The organism is Pseudomonas sp. NFACC46-3, assembly GCF_900114515.1.
Lineage (GTDB): Bacteria > Pseudomonadota > Gammaproteobacteria > Pseudomonadales > Pseudomonadaceae > Aquipseudomonas > Aquipseudomonas fluorescens_Q.
This window is the reverse complement of the sequence record NZ_FOTH01000003.1, coordinates 48,202-64,644: the sequence shown is the minus strand read 5'-3', so window position 1 is coordinate 64,644 and position 16,443 is coordinate 48,202. Positions and strand designations below refer to the sequence as shown.

Here is a 16,443-nt window from a genome sequence, read left to right as displayed (position 1 = left end):
CGTCATGGGCACTCTTACGGTCAACCAGAACAAACTGCAAAAGCGCCTGCGCCGCCTGGCCGGTGAGGCGGTCGCCGATTTCAACATGATCGAGGACGGCGACAAGGTCATGGTCTGCCTGTCCGGCGGCAAGGACAGCTACACCTTGCTCGATGTGCTGATGCATCTGCAGAAGGTTGCGCCGATCAAGTTCGACATCGTTGCGGTAAACATGGACCAGAAGCAGCCCGGGTTCCCCGAGCATGTGCTGCCGGCCTACCTTGAATCGCTGGGTGTGGAATATCACATCGTCGAGAAAGACACCTATTCGGTGGTCAAGGAACTGATTCCCGAAGGCAAGACCACCTGTTCGCTGTGCTCACGCCTGCGGCGCGGAACGCTCTACACCTTCGCCGACGAGATCGGCGCAACCAAGATGGCCCTGGGGCACCATCGCGACGACATCGTCGAGACCTTTTTCCTGAACATGTTCTACAACGGCTCGCTCAAGGCCATGCCGCCCAAGCTGCGAGCCGATGACGGGCGCAACGTGGTGATCCGGCCATTGGCCTATTGCAGCGAGAAAGACATCCAGGCCTATTCGGATTTCAAGCAATTCCCGATCATCCCCTGCAACCTGTGCGGCTCCCAGGAAAACCTGCAACGTCAGGTGGTCAAGGAAATGCTCCAGGAGTGGGAGCGCAAGACGCCGGGCCGTACCGAGAGCATTTTCCGCGGCTTGCAGAACGTCATTCCGTCGCAACTGGCGGACCGCAACCTGTTCGACTTCACCAACCTGCGCATCGACGAAAACGCCACGCCGCGGTTCGTCAACGTGGTGAACCTCTGACGGCGCCAACCGCTCTATTCACGGCGCCAATGGCTATAAGGGCCACTGGCGCCGTTTTCATTTCCGACCCCAGGAGAGGGCATGCGCGATTACAAGTGGCTGCACGAGTATTGTCTGAACCGCTTCGGTTCGGCGGCTGAACTGGAAGCCCACCTGCCGGTTCCCAAGACCCCGGCGCAACTGCGCAAGATCGGCGACGACCGCTACCTTTCGACCATGGCGCTGCGGGTGTTCCGCGCCGGGCTCAAGCACAGCCTGGTGGACGCCAAGTGGCCGGCGTTCGAAGAGGTGTTCTTCAAGTTCGATCCGGAGAAAGTCGTGCTGATGAGCGCCGAGCACCTGGAGCGGTTGATGCAGGACGCGCGGATCATCCGCCATCTGGGCAAGCTCAAGAGCGTACCGCGCAACGCGCAACTGATATTGGACGTGGCCCACGAAAAGGGCAGCTTCGCCGCACTGGTCGCCGACTGGCCAGTGACCGACATCGTCGGCCTGTGGACGTACCTGAAAAAACGCGGCCATCAACTGGGCGGCCTGTCGGCGCCGCGCTTTTTGCGGATGATGGGCAAGGACACCTTCGTGCCCAGTTATGACGTGGTGGCCGCGCTCAATGCCCAGGACATCATCGACAAAGTCCCCACCAGCCAGCGGGACCTGGCGACGGTGCAGAATGCCTTCAACCAGTGGCATGAAGAGAGCGGGGGAAGGCCCATGAGCCAGATATCGATGATGCTGGCGTATACCGTGAATCATTGAGACCGCGTTGCGGCCATCGCGAGCAAGCTCGCTCCCACAGGGACTCGATGGCACCCTGTGTGCGAGCTTGCTCGCGATAGCGGTGTATCAGGCGACGGAGACATCTCCCTCGCCCGCCAACCGTCGATTCAACTGAAACCGCCACCGCACATACAACAACGCCGAGCAGAACACCGCCACGCTCGCCGCCATTTCCAGCACGCCGAACAGTTGCCGGTTCGGGTCATAGGCTGCCAGTGCGCCCTTGATGAAATACAGGTTCACCACGAAGCACATCCACGAGTGTCCGCGGGCGCTGCCGCTGAGCATGCCGGGCGCGAGTATCAGCAGCGGCACCAGTTCGATCAGCAGAATCACCCAGGGCCGCGCGCCGTGCAGGTCGGCGATCAGCAGGTAATAGGCGCTGAGCAGCCCCACCAGGACGAAAAAACACAGCAGGCTGAGGGCGCGGGCGATGCGTACGCGCGGTTCCAGCCATTGGATCGAAGGCAGGATCTTCGGCTTCTTAGCCACGGCCGTTCTCCAGCAACAGGGCGGTTTTCGCCAGGCGCAAACCCAAGGCGCGGCACAGGGCAACCTCATGTTCGTTCAAGCCGCTTTTACCGTCGGCCCCGGCGTGATGGCTCGGGCCGTAAGGCGTGCCACCGCCCAGGGTGTCGATCAGGGCCGATTCGCTGTAGGGCAGGCCGGTGATCAGCATGCCGTGGTGCAGCAGTGGCAGCATCATCGACAGCAGGGTGGTTTCCTGACCACCGTGCAGGCTCGCGGTGGAGGTGAACACCCCGGCCGGTTTGCCCACCAGCGCGCCGGTCAGCCACAGGTTGCTGGTGCCGTCGAGAAAGTACTTGAGCGGCGCGGCCATGTTGCCGAAACGGGTCGGGCTGCCCAAGGCCAGGCCAGCGCAGTTCTTCAGGTCATCGAGGCTGGCGTAGAGCGGGCCTTGTTCTGGGATGTCTGGCGAAACCGCTTCGCACTCGGCGGAAATGGCCGGCACCGTACGCAACCTGGCTTCCAGCCCGGCCTGCTCGACACCACGGGCGATCTGCCGGGCCATTTCGTTGGTGGCGCCACTGCGGCTGTAATACAACACCAGGATGTACGGTGTGGTCACGGCAGGATCTCCAGGATCTTCTCCGGCGGACGGCCGATCACGGCCTTTTCCCCGGCTTCCAGAATCGGCCGTTCCATGAGTTTCGGGTGGGCGGCGATGGCTGCGATCAACTGGGCCTGGCTCAGGCTTTCGTCGGCCAGGTTCAAGTCTTTGTACTCGTCCTCGCCGGTGCGCAGCAATTGCCGGGCGGTGATGCCGAGCTTGCCCAGCAGACGCTCCAGGTGCGCGGCGTCGAGCGGGATTTCCAGGTAGCGGACCACGGTGGGCGTCAGGCCACGGGCCTCCAACAGTTCCAGCGCACCGCGGGATTTCGAGCAGCGCGGGTTGTGATAAAGCGTCAGATCGGTCATGAGTGGGTCGCATCTTGCGTAAGGTGGCGGCTATTCTACTGTGCCGCGAAGCCCCTAGCACCTGAGAGAGGCGACGGGTCGCAGCAGCGTTCACATTCAGACAAGGATTGGCACATGGCAAGGCGATTGACGGCGGCACTGACATTTATCGGCATTTTGTTGCTCGCCGGCTGCGGGAACGACTACGGCGTGGACCAGAACGGCCAAGCCATTGCCTCGCAGCGGCTGGACAAGCAATGGGTGGTGCTCAACTACTGGGCCGAATGGTGCGCGCCATGCCGTACCGAAATCCCGGAATTCAATGCCTTGGCCGAACAGCTCAAGGGGCGCAACGTCGGTGTATTCGGGGTCAACTTCGACCAGGTGCAGGGCGAAGAACTCAAGAGCGCCAGCGACAAGATGGGGATTCGCTTCACGGTGCTGGCCCGGGATCCGGCCGAGATCTTCGACCTTCCTCGCAGCGAAGGGCTACCGGTGACGTACATCATCGACAACAAGGGCAAGGTGCGCGAGCAGTTGCTGGGGGAGCAGACGGCGGCGGGGGTGATGGCCAAGCTTGAAGCGTTGCAGGCGTTCAAATAACCCCTGTCATGGCTGAGGGCTTGTGTGGCGAGGGAGCTTGCTCCCGCTGGACTGCGCAGCAGGCCCCTGCATTCCGCCTGAAACATCAAAGTGACAGGTGCATCCGGGGGCCGCTTCGCAGCCCAGCGGGAGCAAGCTCCCTCGCCACAGGGTTAACCATGTCCCTGGTCCAACCGGGTGTGTCTGGAGGCCTCAGCCCTCTTCCAACCACCACCGCAGCGGCTTGCCCTGGGCCGGCCAGAAGCGTATTTGCTCGATGGGCGAGATGTCCCAGCGCTCGACCTTTTCCAAGGCCTGCAAGAAGCGCGTTTCTTGCTCCATCACCGCCGGGGCGCAGAGTTTGCGCGTGCTGCCGATCTTGCCGAAGCTCAAACGGTGGCCTTCCAGGGTATAGGGCGCGAACCAGTGGTTGCAGCCGCCATTGCCATAGGCGCGACCGTCATCCCCAAGGGTGATGGTCAGGTGGCTGTAGTCCATCAATGGCCGTTCACCGATCCACTCCAGGATGTAGCTGCGGTTATGTTGCAGCTGTACAGGTTCAGCGGCACAGCCCATCAGGCTCATGCCGATCAACGCGGACAGGGCCAAACGTTTCATCAGGCGGTTTCCTGGCATTTCGGGCACAGGTGTTTTTCACCGACAGTGGTCCAGCCCAACTCGGCGATGCGCGCGCTGGCCGCCGGTTTCTGGGCCTTGACGCCGAGCTTGGCGTCGACGGCGAATTCGAAGCTCAGTTCCTTGGCGCAACCGTCGCAGTTGACCTGCCAGGTATGGATCGCCAGCTCGCCGAACACCGGGCCGGTGGTCATGGCGGTCCACTGGCCCATGGGCTTGAGCAGGTGCCGCACGGTGTCCACGGTCAGGCGCATGGACAAATCCTTGCTGCCCTTGAGTGTGACGAGCAGCACATCGTTGGCCTGGATCGAACCGCCATTGCCGGTGACCTGATAGCGGCCTGGCGCCAGGGCGCGGACTTCGGTCAGGGTGTGCTGGGGATTCATCAGGGTGTAGCGGAAATCGTGTTCGGCCATGGGTCCTCCAAATAGGCGCGACATGCTAGCACGGGGCATGGCTTTGGATGCTCCATAAGGGATCTGACCGACGAAACTCCATCCCTGTGCGAGCTCGCGATGGCGTCAGCCCAGACAACCCACAACCCGTGGCGAGGGAGCTTGCTCCCGCTCGGCTGCGCAGCAGTCGCCAACCGGATCATGCGGTCCGGCTGAAAAAATGCAGAGGCCTGCTTCGCAGGCCAGCGGGAGCAAGCTCCCTCGCCACATTGGGTTTGTGTGAAGCCGAAATTGGAGCTCGACCAAAGTCCCTGTGTGAGCGAGCTCCTACAGGGGGGGCTGGCTAGAGCGGATCAGCCATCCACCAGGTTTTGCGGCGTGCCGGCTGCCCAGGCGGCGATGTTGTCCAGGGTGGTCATGGCAATCGCCGCCAAGGCTTCATGGGTCAGGAACGCCTGGTGAGCGGTGACGATCACGTTGGGGAAGGTCAACAGCCGGGCCAGCACGTCGTCCTGCAAGGGCAGGTCGGAGCGGTCCTTGAAAAACAGCTGGGCTTCTTCCTCGTAGACATCCAGGCCCAGATAGCCCAGCTGGCCGCTTTTCAACGCCTCGATCAAGGCCGGTGTGTCCACCAGGCCGCCACGCCCGGTATTGATCAGCATGGCGCCGCGTTGCATCGCAGCAAGCGATTGGGCATTGATCAGGTGTCGGCTTTGTTCATTGAGCGGGCAATGCAGGCTGATGATCTGCGCCTGCGCGAGCAGCTCGGCCAAGGGCAGGTAGCGGGCGCCCAAGGCTTCGACCTGCGGGTTGGGGTAGGGGTCATAGGCCAGCAACTGGCAGCCGAAGCCTGCCATGATCCGTGCGAACGTCGCGCCGATCTGCCCGGTGCCGATCACGCCAACGGTCTTGCCCACCAGATCGAACCCGGTCAGCCCATGAAGGCTGAAATTGCCGTCCCGGGTGCGGTTGTAAGCGCGGTGCAGGCAGCGATTGAGGGCCATGATCAATGCCACGGCATGTTCGGCCACGGCATGGGGCGAGTAGGCCGGCACCCGGACGATGCTCAAGCCCAGGCGCTGGGCGGCGAGCAGGTCGACGTGGTTGTAGCCGGCCGAGCGCAGGGCAATCAGCCGCGTGCCGCCTTCGGCCAGTTGCTCCAGCACCGGGGCGCTGAGGTCATCGTTGATGAAGGCACACACCACTTCATGCCGTTCGGCCAGGGCCACGGTGTCGAGGTTCAGGCGGGCGGGCTGGAATTGCAATTGAAGGCCTGCGGGCGTCGGGGCCTTGGTGAAACTGTCGCGGTCGTAGGTCTGGCTGCTGAAAAAAATCACGCGCATGGCGGCCTCCTGGCATTGGAATAGACCCAGCTTAACCGCCATCGCTCCGGTCGCCATTGCCCTGGATCAGGCGCTGATACGCGCCTCGCTGGCCAGGCGGTTGATGGCCCGCTCCAATTCTTCCAGGGCGTCGGCGGCCTTGGGATCCTGTTGCTTGAGCAGGGTTTCGCTGCGCTGGCAGGCCGCCCGCAATTGCGGTACGCCGCAGTAGCGGGTGGCGCCGTGCAGGCGGTGGACGCGTTCGATCAGTGCGTTGTGATCGTTGGCCTCGATGGCCTGGCGGATCGCTTCGCGGTCGGCTTCCAGGGAGGCCAGCAGCATCGCCAGCATGTCCGCCGCCAGGTCAGCCTTGCCGGCGGCCAGGCGAAGGCCTTCTTCGTGATCGAGCACCAACAGTTCGCTGCCGCCCGGGGCATCGCCGCTGCGCTCCGGTGACTGGTTGCGCAGGGCCAGGCCAGTCCATTTGAGCACCACCTGGGCCAGTTGCCGCTCGCTGATGGGTTTGGTCAGGTAATCATCCATGCCACTTTGCAGCAGGGCGCGCTTTTCGTTGGCCATGGCGTGGGCGGTGAGGGCGACGATCGGCAGCGGTGTGCAGTGCCGCTCGCTTTCCCACTGGCGGACCGCCTCGGTGCTCTGGCGACCGTCCATGCCGGGCATCTGCACGTCCATCAAGACCAGGTCGAAGGTTTCCTTCTGCACGGCCTTGACCGCCGCATAACCGCTTTCCACGGCCAGCACCTTGGCGCCCATGTCTTCGAGCAAGGTCTGCACCAGCAGCAGGTTGGCCGGGTTGTCGTCCACGCACAGCACTTTCGGGGCGCGGCTGGAAACCGGTTCGTGGGGGTCGCTGCGGGTCGGGCGCGGGTTGACCAGGTCGGAAAGCGCGCGGCGCAACTTGCGGGTGCAGGCCGGCTTGGCCTGGAGCTGGCTGTGAGGGTTGGGCACCGAGAGGTGATACAGGGTCTGTTCGGTGGTGGGGCACAGCACGAGTACTTTGCAGCCCAGGTGCTCAAGGTCCCAGATGTGTTGGTTGAGGCGCTCCGGTGGCATGTCGTTGCTGGTGATGCCCAGCACGGCCAGGTCGATCGCCTGATCGGTCTGATGGGCGATGGTGATACCGTTGGTCAAGCTTTCCAGGGTGTTGAACGGCGTCACTTGCAGGCCACAGTCTTCGAGCTGGTGCTGCAAGGCCTGGCGGGCCAGTTCGTGATTCTCCAGCACCGCTACACGCCGGCCCAGCAACGGTGGGCCGGGCAGGTCCTCGGCATCGTCACGGGTCTTGGGCAGGCGCAGGCTGATCCAGAATTCCGAGCCTTCGCCCGGTGTGCTGTCGACGCCGATCTCCCCGCCCATCTGTTCCACCAGGCGCTTGGAAATCACCAGGCCCAAGCCGGTGCCCCCCGGTTGCCGCGACAGCGAATTGTCAGCCTGGCTGAACGCCTGGAACAGCGCCCGCACATCCTGGTTGGACAGGCCGATGCCGGTGTCCTGGATGCTGATGCGCAACTGCACGCTGTCTTCGTGCTCGTCTTCGAGCATGGCCCGGGCGACGATGGTGCCCTCGCGGGTGAACTTGATGGCGTTGCTCACCAGGTTGGTGAGGATCTGCTTGAGGCGCAGTGGATCGCCCACCAGCGACAGTGGCGTGTCCCGGTAGACCAGGCTCACCAGTTCCAACTGCTTGGCATGGGCGGCGGGGGCGAGGATGGTCAGGGTGTCCTGCAGCAGGTCGCGCAAGTTGAACGGAATGCTGTCGAGCACCAGCTTGCCGGCCTCGATCTTCGAAAAGTCGAGGATCTCGTTGATGATCCCCAGCAGGCTGTCGGCGGATTTTTCAATGGTGCCCAGGTAGTCGAGCTGGCGCGGGGTCAGTTCGCTTTTCTGCAACAGGTGGGTAAAGCCGAGGATACCGTTGAGCGGCGTGCGGATTTCATGGCTCATGTTCGCCAGGAACTCGGACTTGATCCGGCTCGCTTCCAGGGCTTCCTTGCGAGCCAGGTCCAGCTCGATGTTCTGGATCTCGATGGTTTCCAGGTTCTGGCGCACGTCCTCGGTGGCCTGGTCGATGCTGTGCTGCAATTCTTCCTGGGCGTTCTGCAAGGTACTGGCCATGCGGTTGATGCCCGAGGCCAATTCGTCCAGCTCCTGGCTGCCCAGCGGCGGCAGGCGGGTTTCCAGGTGGCCGTCCTTGAGTTGTGCCACGGCCTGCTTGATCTGGCTCAGCGGGCGGTTGATCGTGCGGCCCATGCGCAGGGCCAGCAAGCCGGTCAGACACAGGCCAGCGGCGATCAGCAGCAGGCTGGCGAACAGGCTGCGATAGCCGCGCAGCAACATACCGCTGTGGGACAACTCCAACTCGACCCAGCCCAACAGGCGGTCGGCTTCTTCGGGAATCAGTTCGCCCGCCAGGTTGCGGTGCTTGCCGAATACCGGCAGCAAGTAGCGCGTGGCGTCGTTGCCAGTGCGTTGCAGTAGCTGCGTGCTGTTGCCCTCCGGCGCCCGGTTGAGCATGGTCGGGCCGGCGTGGGCCAGTGGTACGCGGTCGGGGGCGAGGAAGGTGACGGCGCGCACGTCCGCCTGTTCGAGGGACTGGGTGGCGATGCGCTCCAGTAGATCGATGTCCTGGCGGCTCATGGCTGGGGCGACCAGCGGAGCAAGTTGTTCGGCGATCATTTCACCGCGTTGCAACAACTGGGCATGCAGCTCCGATTGCTGCATCCAGGTGAAATAGCCGCCCAGGACCAGCGCCATCAGGCTGGTTGGCAACAGGGTCAGCAACAGCACGCGGCCTTTGATTCCCAGTTTCTTGAGCACACTTGTCTCCTGCATCCAGCGGGTTTGATTGAACTTGCACGCATCCGGCATGCAATACCTGCGCAGTGTAGCGATTTGCGGGCGGGCAATCTTCGTAAAAATCATGCCTGCCCGCGCATCCGTACTGCCAGTCCTGTAATGACCTGGCAAGCAACCTCCGGGCCTGTGTCCGCTCAGACTCGCCCATCGGACCTTCGGTCGGGCCTGTCAACGTTGACAGGTGTTGTTTTTGTTCTTCTGTTTAAGCTCGGTCTCGTTGAACTGCATAGAAACAACGGGAGAACAACATGAATACCAAGCATGCAGAAGAAAGATTGAAAGCTGTAAAGATTGCACCCCGACTTGATGCGAAAGGCTCAATAACTATCTCGCTTAATGGACAGGTTACGAAAACCGAGGATGTTCATATCCTGGATCAACCCGGTCACTCCATTGTGGGGCTCATAGGGGAGGGTATTGTCATCGTGCAGTTCAGCTCACTGACAGCACCTGGTACCTATGAGATCAAGGAACATGGTATCTGGATATATATGTCGTTCTACGGTTTCCAGGGGGAGGCGGCAACCGGAGCCTTGACCCTTGACACCATCGAGACGAAAAGCAAGTACAGAGGTCATTTTGATGTGAAGACCTCGGATCACCAAAAAGTCGATGGGATATTTGACGTCCAGAGGGTATAGGTTTGGATGTTGAGGGTAGGGGGGCGCCTCCATGTGTAAGGTCCCCCCATCAGACTTCGTTCACTGTTCATGTTCGCGACGTTAGCGATGAGTTTCAGCCGATGTGCAGCCTCCTCGCCCCTGCCACTCAGAAAATAGCTTGAGGCCGCTACGCCGGCAGGCGGAAGCAAGCTCACTCGTCACATCTTGGCTCGCTTATTCCCATAAGCCATAACCCCCTTACTTTGCGTGATATGGCCGCGCCAGGTTTGCCGGTATGATAGGCGCCCCCGCAGTCCGGATTGCGAATACGCCATGACTCTGCAGTACCCAACCATCGCCGATTGCGTCGGCAACACTCCGCTGGTCCGTTTGCAACGCTTGCCCGGCGTGACCACTAATACGCTTTTGCTCAAGCTCGAAGGGAATAACCCGGCGGGTTCGGTCAAGGACCGGCCGGCGCTGTCGATGATCACCCGTGGCGAATTGCGCGGGCAGATCCGACCTGGCGATACGCTGATCGAGGCGACTTCCGGCAACACCGGTATTGCCCTGGCGATGGCGGCGGCGATCAAGGGCTACAAGATGATCCTGATCATGCCCGACAATTCCAGCGCCGAGCGCAAGGCAGCGATGACAGCCTACGGTGCCGAGTTGATCCTGGTGACTCAGGAGCAGGGCATGGAAGGCGCCCGGGACCTGGCCGAGCGCATGCAGGCCGAGGGGCGTGGCAAAGTGCTGGACCAGTTCGCCAACGGCGACAATCCAGAGGCCCACTACACCTCCACCGGCCCTGAGATCTGGCGCCAGACCGACGGCACCATCACCCATTTCGTCAGCTCGATGGGCACCACCGGCACCATCATGGGCACCTCGCGCTATCTGAAAGAACAGAACCCGAACGTGCAGATCATTGGCCTGCAACCGATGGAGGGCTCGGCTATTCCCGGCATTCGTCGCTGGCCCGAGGAATATCTGCCGAAGATCTACCAGGCCGACCGCGTTGATCGCATCATCGACATGGCCCAGAGCGAAGCCGAGGACACCACCCGTCGCCTGGCGCGCGAGGAGGGCATCTTCTGCGGCGTGTCTTCGGGCGGTGCCGTGGCGGGGATGCTGCGCCTGTCCAAGGAAGTTGAAAATGCGGTGATCGTCGCGATCATCTGCGACCGTGGCGACCGTTACCTGTCGACCGGCATTTTCGACGCGCCCAACTGATGGCCAAGCAAGAGAGAGGCCTGCGCTTCCAGCCCAGCGGCGGAAGCCGGGCCCCGCAAGTGCCCACCGGCAAGAAGCAGCGCCTGACCATCGAGCGCCTGGCCAACGACGGTCGGGGCATCGCCTTTATTGAAGGGCGCACCTGGTTTGTCATAGGCGCCCTGGCCGGCGAAGAAGTCGAGGCGCGGGTGCTCGGTGCCCATGGCAAAGTGGTCGAGGCCCGTACCGAGCGCGTGTTCCTGCCCAGTGAACTGCGACGTGCGGCGCCGTGCGTCCATGCTGGTCGCTGCGGCGGTTGCAGCGTCCAACATTTGCCCCATGACGAACAACTCGCCCTGAAACAGCGCATGCTCGCCGAGCAGTTGTCGCGGGTGGCCGGGGTGGTGCCAGAGGAATGGGCCGCGCCCTTGAGCGGGCCGGAATTCGGTTACCGGCGTCGCGCCCGCGTGGCGGTGCGTTGGGACCAGAAGGCGAAAAAACTCGAAGTCGGTTTCCGCGCCGTCGGCAGCCAGGACATCGTCGCCATCGGTGATTGCCCGGTGCTGGTACAGCCCTTGCAGCCGATCATGAGCCGCCTGCCGGAGATGCTGCGTCGCTTGAGCAAACCCCAGGCGTTGGGGCATGTGGAATTGTTCGCCGGTTCGTGCCTCGCGGTATTGCTGCGCCACATGGCGCCGCTGTCGGAGGCCGACCTGACGATCCTCAAGGACTTCTGCGCGTTCCATGAAGCCCAGTTGTGGCTGCACGGTGAAGGTGAGCCGCAACCGGTCGAGCCCGGGCAAGCTCTCGGGTTTCGCCTGGATGCCTGGGACCTTGAGCTGGCTTACCGACCGGGGGATTTCATCCAGGTGAACGCCGGGGTCAACGAGGCGATGATCGCCCAGGCCCTGCAATGGCTGGCACCGCGAGCCGAGGAACGGGTGCTGGATCTGTTCTGCGGCCTGGGCAACTTTGCCTTGCCGCTGGCCAAAAGCGTGCGCCAGGTGGTGGCTGTCGAAGGCGTGCAGACCATGGTGGATCGTGCGGCGGCCAATGCCGTCAGTAACAATTTGAATAACACGGCCTTTTTTCAGGCCGATTTATCCCAGCCTCTGGCTGATGCCCAATGGATCGGCGAAGGCTTTTCTGCGGTACTCTTGGACCCACCCCGTGACGGTGCTTTCGAGGTGGTGCGCAAACTGTCGTCCCTGGGTGCCAAACGGTTGGTCTATGTATCGTGCAACCCGGCAACTTTGGCCCGGGATACGGTCGAACTGATCAAGCAGGGCTACCGGTTAAAACGTGCCGGGATTCTCGATATGTTTCCTCAAACGGCGCATGTCGAGGCCATGGCGTTATTTGAAGCGAGCCAGGATGGCTTGTCCGACTGACCCGTTCGTGCCAACTCGCCACAGCCCTGGGCGTAAACACGGGCATGAAGGTCAGCGAAGTTGACGCATTGAATCTGCGTCGTAGGGAAGGTAAGTAAAGATGGTACAGGTGAGAGCACACCAGCCGATCAACACCGACGGCAGTATCAATCTCGAGGCTTGGCTCGATCATGCGGTCAGCGTCGACATGGCTCTGGATCGCGAAGCCTTGAAGGCCGCCTGCGAGTTCGCTCGTGAGGCGGAGCAGCAACATAACGCAGCGAAGAACCTGTGGTCCGAAGGCACCTCGAGTTTCCAGACGGGCCTGGAGATCGCCGAAATTCTTGCTGACCTCAAGCTCGACCAGGACTCCCTGGTGGCGGCGGTGTTGTACCGCGGCGTGCGCGAAGGCCAGATCCAGCTACCGGTGGTCAGCCAGCGCTTCGGCACGGTGGTCGCCAAGCTGATCGATGGCGTGCTGCGCATGGCCGCCATCAGCGCCAGCCTCAGCCCGCGCCAGTCCATGGTGCTGGGCACCCAGGGCCAGGTGGAAAACCTGCGCAAGATGCTGGTGGCGATGGTTGACGACGTGCGCGTCGCGCTGATCAAGCTGGCCGAACGTACCTGCGCCATCCGCGCCGTGAAGTCTGCCGATGACGAAAAACGCAATCGCGTCGCCCGGGAGGTGTTCGACATCTATGCCCCCCTGGCCCACCGTCTCGGCATCGGTCACATCAAGTGGGAGCTGGAGGACCTGTCCTTCCGCTACCTGGAGCCGGATCAATACAAACAGATCGCCAAGCTGTTGCATGAGCGGCGCCTGGATCGCGAGCGTTTCATCACCGATGTGATGACCCAGTTGCGCGAAGAGTTGCAGGCCACCGGCGTGGTAGCCGACATCAGTGGCCGGGCCAAGCACATCTACTCGATCTGGCGAAAAATGCAGCGCAAGGGCCTGGAATTCAGCCAGATCTACGACGTTCGCGCCGTTCGCGTCCTGGTCCCGGAAATGCGCGACTGCTACACCGCGCTGGGGATCGTCCATACCTTGTGGCGGCACATTCCGAAGGAGTTCGACGACTACATCGCCAACCCCAAGGAAAACGGTTATCGCTCGCTGCACACTGCAGTGATCGGCCCCGAGGGCAAGGTACTGGAAGTGCAGATTCGCACCCATGCGATGCACGAGGAGGCTGAGCTGGGCGTCTGCGCCCACTGGAAATACAAGGGCACCGACGTCAAGTCCGGCTCCAATCACTACGAAGAGAAGATCTCCTGGCTGCGTCAGGTGCTGGAGTGGCACGAGGAACTGGGTGACATCGGCGGCCTGGCCGAACAGCTGCGGGTCGATATCGAGCCGGACCGGGTCTATATCTTCACCCCCGACGGCCATGCCATCGACCTGCCCAAGGGCGCGACGCCGCTGGACTTCGCCTACCGGGTCCACACCGAGATCGGCCACAACTGCCGTGGCGCCAAGATCAACGGGCGGATCGTACCGCTCAACTACAGCCTGCAGACCGGTGAACAGGTCGAGATCATCACCAGCAAGCACGGTACGCCGAGCCGCGACTGGCTGAACCCGAACCTGGGCTACATCACCACCTCGCGGGCCCGGGCGAAAATCGTCCACTGGTTCAAGTTGCAGGCTCGCGACCAGAACGTCGCCGCTGGCAAGACCCTGCTCGAGCGCGAACTCGGTCGCCTGGGCCTGCCGCAGGTGGATTTCGACAAGCTGGCCGAAAAAGCCAACATGAAAACCGCCGAAGACATGTTCGCCGCCCTCGGTGCCGGCGATCTGCGCCTGGCGCAGTTGGTCAACCTGGCCCAGCAACTGGTGGAGCCGGAGCGGGGCAACGAGCAACTGGAGCTGATCCCGCGCAAGGCTACCGGCTACAAACCGGGCAAGCGTGGCGATATCCAGATCCAGGGCGTGGGCAACCTGATGACCCAGATGGCCGGCTGCTGCCAGCCGTTGCCGGGGGATGCGATCGTCGGCTACATCACCCAGGGCCGTGGCGTGAGCATTCACCGCCAGGACTGTGCCTCGGTGCTGCAACTGGCCGGTCGCGAGCCGGAGCGGATCATCCAGGTCAGTTGGGGCCCGGTACCGGTGCTCACCTACCCGGTGGACATCGTCATCCGTGCCTACGACCGCTCCGGCCTGCTGCGTGACGTGTCCCAGGTGTTGCTGAACGAGCGGATCAACGTGCTGGCGGTCAACACCCGTTCGAACAAGGAAGACAACACCGCGTTGATGTCGCTGACCATCGAGATCCCGGGGCTGGATGCGCTGGGGCGGTTGCTGGGGCGGATTTCCCAGTTGCCGAACATCATCGAGACCCGGCGTAACCGGACGCCAGGTTAAGCGCAGTCCAAACATGTGGGAGCGAGCTTGCTCGCGATAGCGGCCCATCACTGACCGGCCGCCATCGCGAGCAAGCCCGCTCCCACAGGGTTATTTTGTGATGAGATGGATTGATGTATAGCCTCGAAGACCTGCTCCACCTGATGAATCGCCTGCGGGACCCGCAGTACGGCTGCCCGTGGGACATCCAGCAAACCTACGCGACCATCGTTCCTCATACGCTTGAAGAAGCCTACGAAGTGGCCGATGCCATCGAGCGCGGCGACTTCGATCATTTGCAGGGCGAGTTGGGCGACTTGTTGTTCCAAGTGGTGTATTACAGCCAACTGGCCCGGGAAGAAAACCGTTTCGAATTCGCCGGGGTGGTCGACAGCATCACCCGCAAGCTGATCCGCCGCCATCCCCATGTGTTTCCTACCGGGGACCTTTACGCGCCAGTGGACATCCCGCGCCTGAGTGAAGAGCAGGTCAAGCAGCGCTGGGAAGAGATCAAGGCAGAGGAGCGGGCCGAGAAAGCCGCCGCGCCCGAGCAGTTGTCGTTGCTCGACGATGTGCCAACGGCCTTGCCAGCGTTGTCCCGTTCGGCGAAGTTGCAAAAGCGCGCAGCGCAGGTCGGTTTCGACTGGCCGGGCCCGTTGCCGGTGCTCGACAAGGTCCGGGAGGAATTGGACGAAGTCCTCGAAGCCATGGCCGACAATGATCCGGTTGCCATCAGTGACGAGATCGGCGACCTGCTGTTCAGCGTGGTGAACCTGGCTCGCCACCTGAAGGTCGACCCGGAAACCGCCCTGCGTGGCGCCAACGGGAAGTTCGAACGACGGTTCCGATTTATCGAACAGGCATTGCGCGACACCCACCGTCCCATGGAAGATTGCACCCTCGAAGAGTTGGACGCCTTGTGGGGCGAAGCCAAACGTCAGGAAAAGAATTTGCCCAGCTGTGGCTGAGGCCGTTGCCTAAGTGAGTAAGCACCATGAGCCTTTCCCTTCGCGACCAGTTGCTCAAAGCAGGGCTGGTCAACCAAAAGCAGGCCAAGCAGGTCGGCAAAGAGAAACAGAAGCAGCAGCGTCTGGCCCACAAAGGCCAGATCGAACTGGATGACTCCCAGCAGCGTGCGGCCCAAGAGGCCATGGCCGAGAAGGTCAAGCGCGACCAGGAACTCAACCGGCAGCAGCAGGAAAAGGTCGAGCAGAAGGCCCGGGCCGCGCAGATCAAGCAATTGATCGAAGTCTCGCGCCTGCCGAAGCTGACCACCGAGGATTACTACAACTTCGTCGACGACAAGAAGGTCAAGCGCATCTCGGTCAACACCCTGATGCGCAACAAGCTGAGCAGCGGCTCGTTGGCGATCGTCCACCATGCCGGCGGTTACGAAGTGATCCCGCGCGAGGCGGCCCTGAAGATCCAGGAACGCGATCCCAAGCGCATCGTCCAGCTCAACACCCAGACCGAAGAAGTGGATGCCGATGATCCGTACGCGGCGTATCAGATTCCGGATGATTTGATGTGGTAACGCCGGCAACCTGAAAAAACGACCCGTGGCGAGGGAGCTTGCTCCCGCTTGAGTGCGAAGCGCTCACAAGAAAGGGCTGCTATGCAGCCCAGCGGGAGCAAGCTCCCTCGCCACAGGGTCCCCGTGTCGTTCAGGATTCCGTCATTTCTCGCGAGCGCAGCCGTTCCTCGCGCTCCAGCTCAGCCTTGTAGCTATGGGCATCCGTCTCCGAGTGGAACATCCCCACCAGCAAATCCTGTTGATGCACATCCCAGATCCGGATACCGGCGGCAATGCCTTCGTGGGACATATGGGCGTCATCGCGTTCAGTTACTTTCACAGTCATCTTGCAAGCTCCAATCTCTGTTATCTGCAGCAAGGCGTGTGCAGGACTTGGTTATAGATTTGGATAGCGTGCTAAGTAAATGCCCCGGTTCGTTAAGAAGTTTTCATGGAAAGCGCAATAATCCTGCAGGCCAGGTGGTGCGCGGCATTCGGTCGCAGGTGTTTTTCATGAAGAAGATTTCATGTCGCAATCCTCCATGAATACAAATCCTGT

General features: G+C 61.9%; 17 protein-coding genes. 9 read left to right on the top strand and 8 right to left on the bottom strand.

The genetic code is table 11. From position 1 onward, the window contains the following. The first annotated feature begins 4 nt into the window (after positions 1-4). Both ttcA and BM300_RS05815 read left to right on the top strand, forming a co-directional pair. The gene (ttcA, locus tag BM300_RS05820; protein ID WP_063324743.1) at positions 5-829 is read left to right on the top strand and encodes a tRNA 2-thiocytidine(32) synthetase TtcA; all 825 of its coding nucleotides are present in this window, start codon (positions 5-7) and stop codon (positions 827-829) included. A gap of 81 nt (positions 830-910) precedes the next feature. Then, positions 911-1,585 (top strand): DNA-3-methyladenine glycosylase I, encoded by a 675-nt coding sequence (locus BM300_RS05815; RefSeq protein WP_063324744.1) that lies wholly within the window; start codon positions 911-913, stop codon positions 1,583-1,585. 87 nt (positions 1,586-1,672) lie between these two features. Here the strand turns inward: BM300_RS05815 and BM300_RS05810 are convergent, their stop codons facing one another. The 3 genes from BM300_RS05810 to arsC are packed head-to-tail and all read right to left on the bottom strand — an operon-like array spanning position 1,673 to position 3,046. Next, positions 1,673-2,098, bottom strand: a complete 426-nt coding sequence (locus tag BM300_RS05810) for a DUF2069 domain-containing protein (RefSeq protein WP_092145276.1) — start codon at positions 2,096-2,098, stop codon at positions 1,673-1,675. Then, complete coding sequence (gene wrbA / locus BM300_RS05805) at positions 2,091-2,696, bottom strand: NAD(P)H:quinone oxidoreductase (RefSeq protein WP_092145278.1); 606 nt, start codon at positions 2,694-2,696, stop codon at positions 2,091-2,093. The genes BM300_RS05810 and wrbA overlap by 8 nt, the downstream gene beginning before the upstream one ends. After that, positions 2,693-3,046 carry an arsenate reductase (glutaredoxin) gene (gene arsC, locus BM300_RS05800; protein ID WP_092462302.1) on the bottom strand — a complete coding sequence of 118 codons (354 nt, stop codon included), beginning with the start codon at positions 3,044-3,046 and terminating at the stop codon, positions 2,693-2,695. The genes wrbA and arsC overlap by 4 nt, the downstream gene beginning before the upstream one ends. A 114-nt stretch (positions 3,047-3,160) precedes the next feature. Between arsC and BM300_RS05795 the strand changes: the two genes are divergently transcribed. Further along, the gene (locus tag BM300_RS05795; protein ID WP_063324746.1) at positions 3,161-3,628 is read left to right on the top strand and encodes a TlpA disulfide reductase family protein; all 468 of its coding nucleotides are present in this window, start codon (positions 3,161-3,163) and stop codon (positions 3,626-3,628) included. Positions 3,629-3,820: 192 nt separating this feature from the next. Here BM300_RS05795 and BM300_RS05790 read toward each other — a convergent pair whose 3' ends face one another. The 4 genes from BM300_RS05790 to BM300_RS05775 form a co-directional block, all read right to left on the bottom strand. Further along, entirely contained in the window at positions 3,821-4,225 is a 405-nt protein-coding gene (locus BM300_RS05790; RefSeq protein WP_003204689.1) for an META domain-containing protein, read from the bottom strand. Beyond that, positions 4,225-4,659, bottom strand: a complete 435-nt coding sequence (locus tag BM300_RS05785; protein ID WP_092462300.1) for a hypothetical protein — start codon at positions 4,657-4,659, stop codon at positions 4,225-4,227. The genes BM300_RS05790 and BM300_RS05785 overlap by 1 nt, the downstream gene beginning before the upstream one ends. A gap of 332 nt (positions 4,660-4,991) precedes the next feature. After that, positions 4,992-5,981, bottom strand: a complete 990-nt coding sequence (locus BM300_RS05780) for a 2-hydroxyacid dehydrogenase (RefSeq protein WP_063324748.1) — start codon at positions 5,979-5,981, stop codon at positions 4,992-4,994. 66 nt (positions 5,982-6,047) lie between these two features. Next, on the bottom strand, positions 6,048-8,798 hold the full coding sequence (locus tag BM300_RS05775) for a response regulator (RefSeq protein WP_063325240.1): 2,751 nt from the start codon (positions 8,796-8,798) through the stop codon (positions 6,048-6,050). A gap of 287 nt (positions 8,799-9,085) precedes the next feature. On the opposite strand from BM300_RS05775, the gene BM300_RS05770 reads away from it, so the two are divergent. The 6 genes from BM300_RS05770 to BM300_RS05745 all read left to right on the top strand — a co-directional run bounded on the left by BM300_RS05770 (position 9,086) and on the right by BM300_RS05745 (position 15,905). Further along, on the top strand, positions 9,086-9,478 hold the full coding sequence (locus tag BM300_RS05770; protein WP_072346484.1) for a hypothetical protein: 393 nt from the start codon (positions 9,086-9,088) through the stop codon (positions 9,476-9,478). A 294-nt stretch (positions 9,479-9,772) separates the two neighbouring features. Then, positions 9,773-10,675 (top strand): cysteine synthase CysM, encoded by a 903-nt coding sequence (gene cysM / locus BM300_RS05765; protein ID WP_063324750.1) that lies wholly within the window; start codon positions 9,773-9,775, stop codon positions 10,673-10,675. Continuing rightward, positions 10,675-12,045, top strand: coding sequence for a 23S rRNA (uracil(1939)-C(5))-methyltransferase RlmD (gene rlmD, locus BM300_RS05760; RefSeq protein WP_092462298.1), 1,371 nt, complete (start codon positions 10,675-10,677; stop codon positions 12,043-12,045). Before cysM ends, rlmD begins: the two co-directional genes overlap by 1 nt. A gap of 100 nt (positions 12,046-12,145) precedes the next feature. Next, entirely contained in the window at positions 12,146-14,392 is a 2,247-nt protein-coding gene (relA, locus tag BM300_RS05755; RefSeq protein WP_003204671.1) for a GTP diphosphokinase, read from the top strand. 113 nt (positions 14,393-14,505) lie between these two features. Further along, on the top strand, positions 14,506-15,339 hold the full coding sequence (gene mazG, locus BM300_RS05750; protein WP_092462296.1) for a nucleoside triphosphate pyrophosphohydrolase: 834 nt from the start codon (positions 14,506-14,508) through the stop codon (positions 15,337-15,339). Positions 15,340-15,365: 26 nt separating this feature from the next. Next, complete coding sequence (locus BM300_RS05745; RefSeq protein ID WP_053124301.1) at positions 15,366-15,905, top strand: DUF2058 domain-containing protein; 540 nt, start codon at positions 15,366-15,368, stop codon at positions 15,903-15,905. 130 nt (positions 15,906-16,035) lie between these two features. Here the strand turns inward: BM300_RS05745 and BM300_RS05740 are convergent, their stop codons facing one another. After that, entirely contained in the window at positions 16,036-16,230 is a 195-nt protein-coding gene (locus BM300_RS05740) for a hypothetical protein (RefSeq protein ID WP_092145286.1), read from the bottom strand. Positions 16,231-16,443 lie beyond the last annotated feature (213 nt).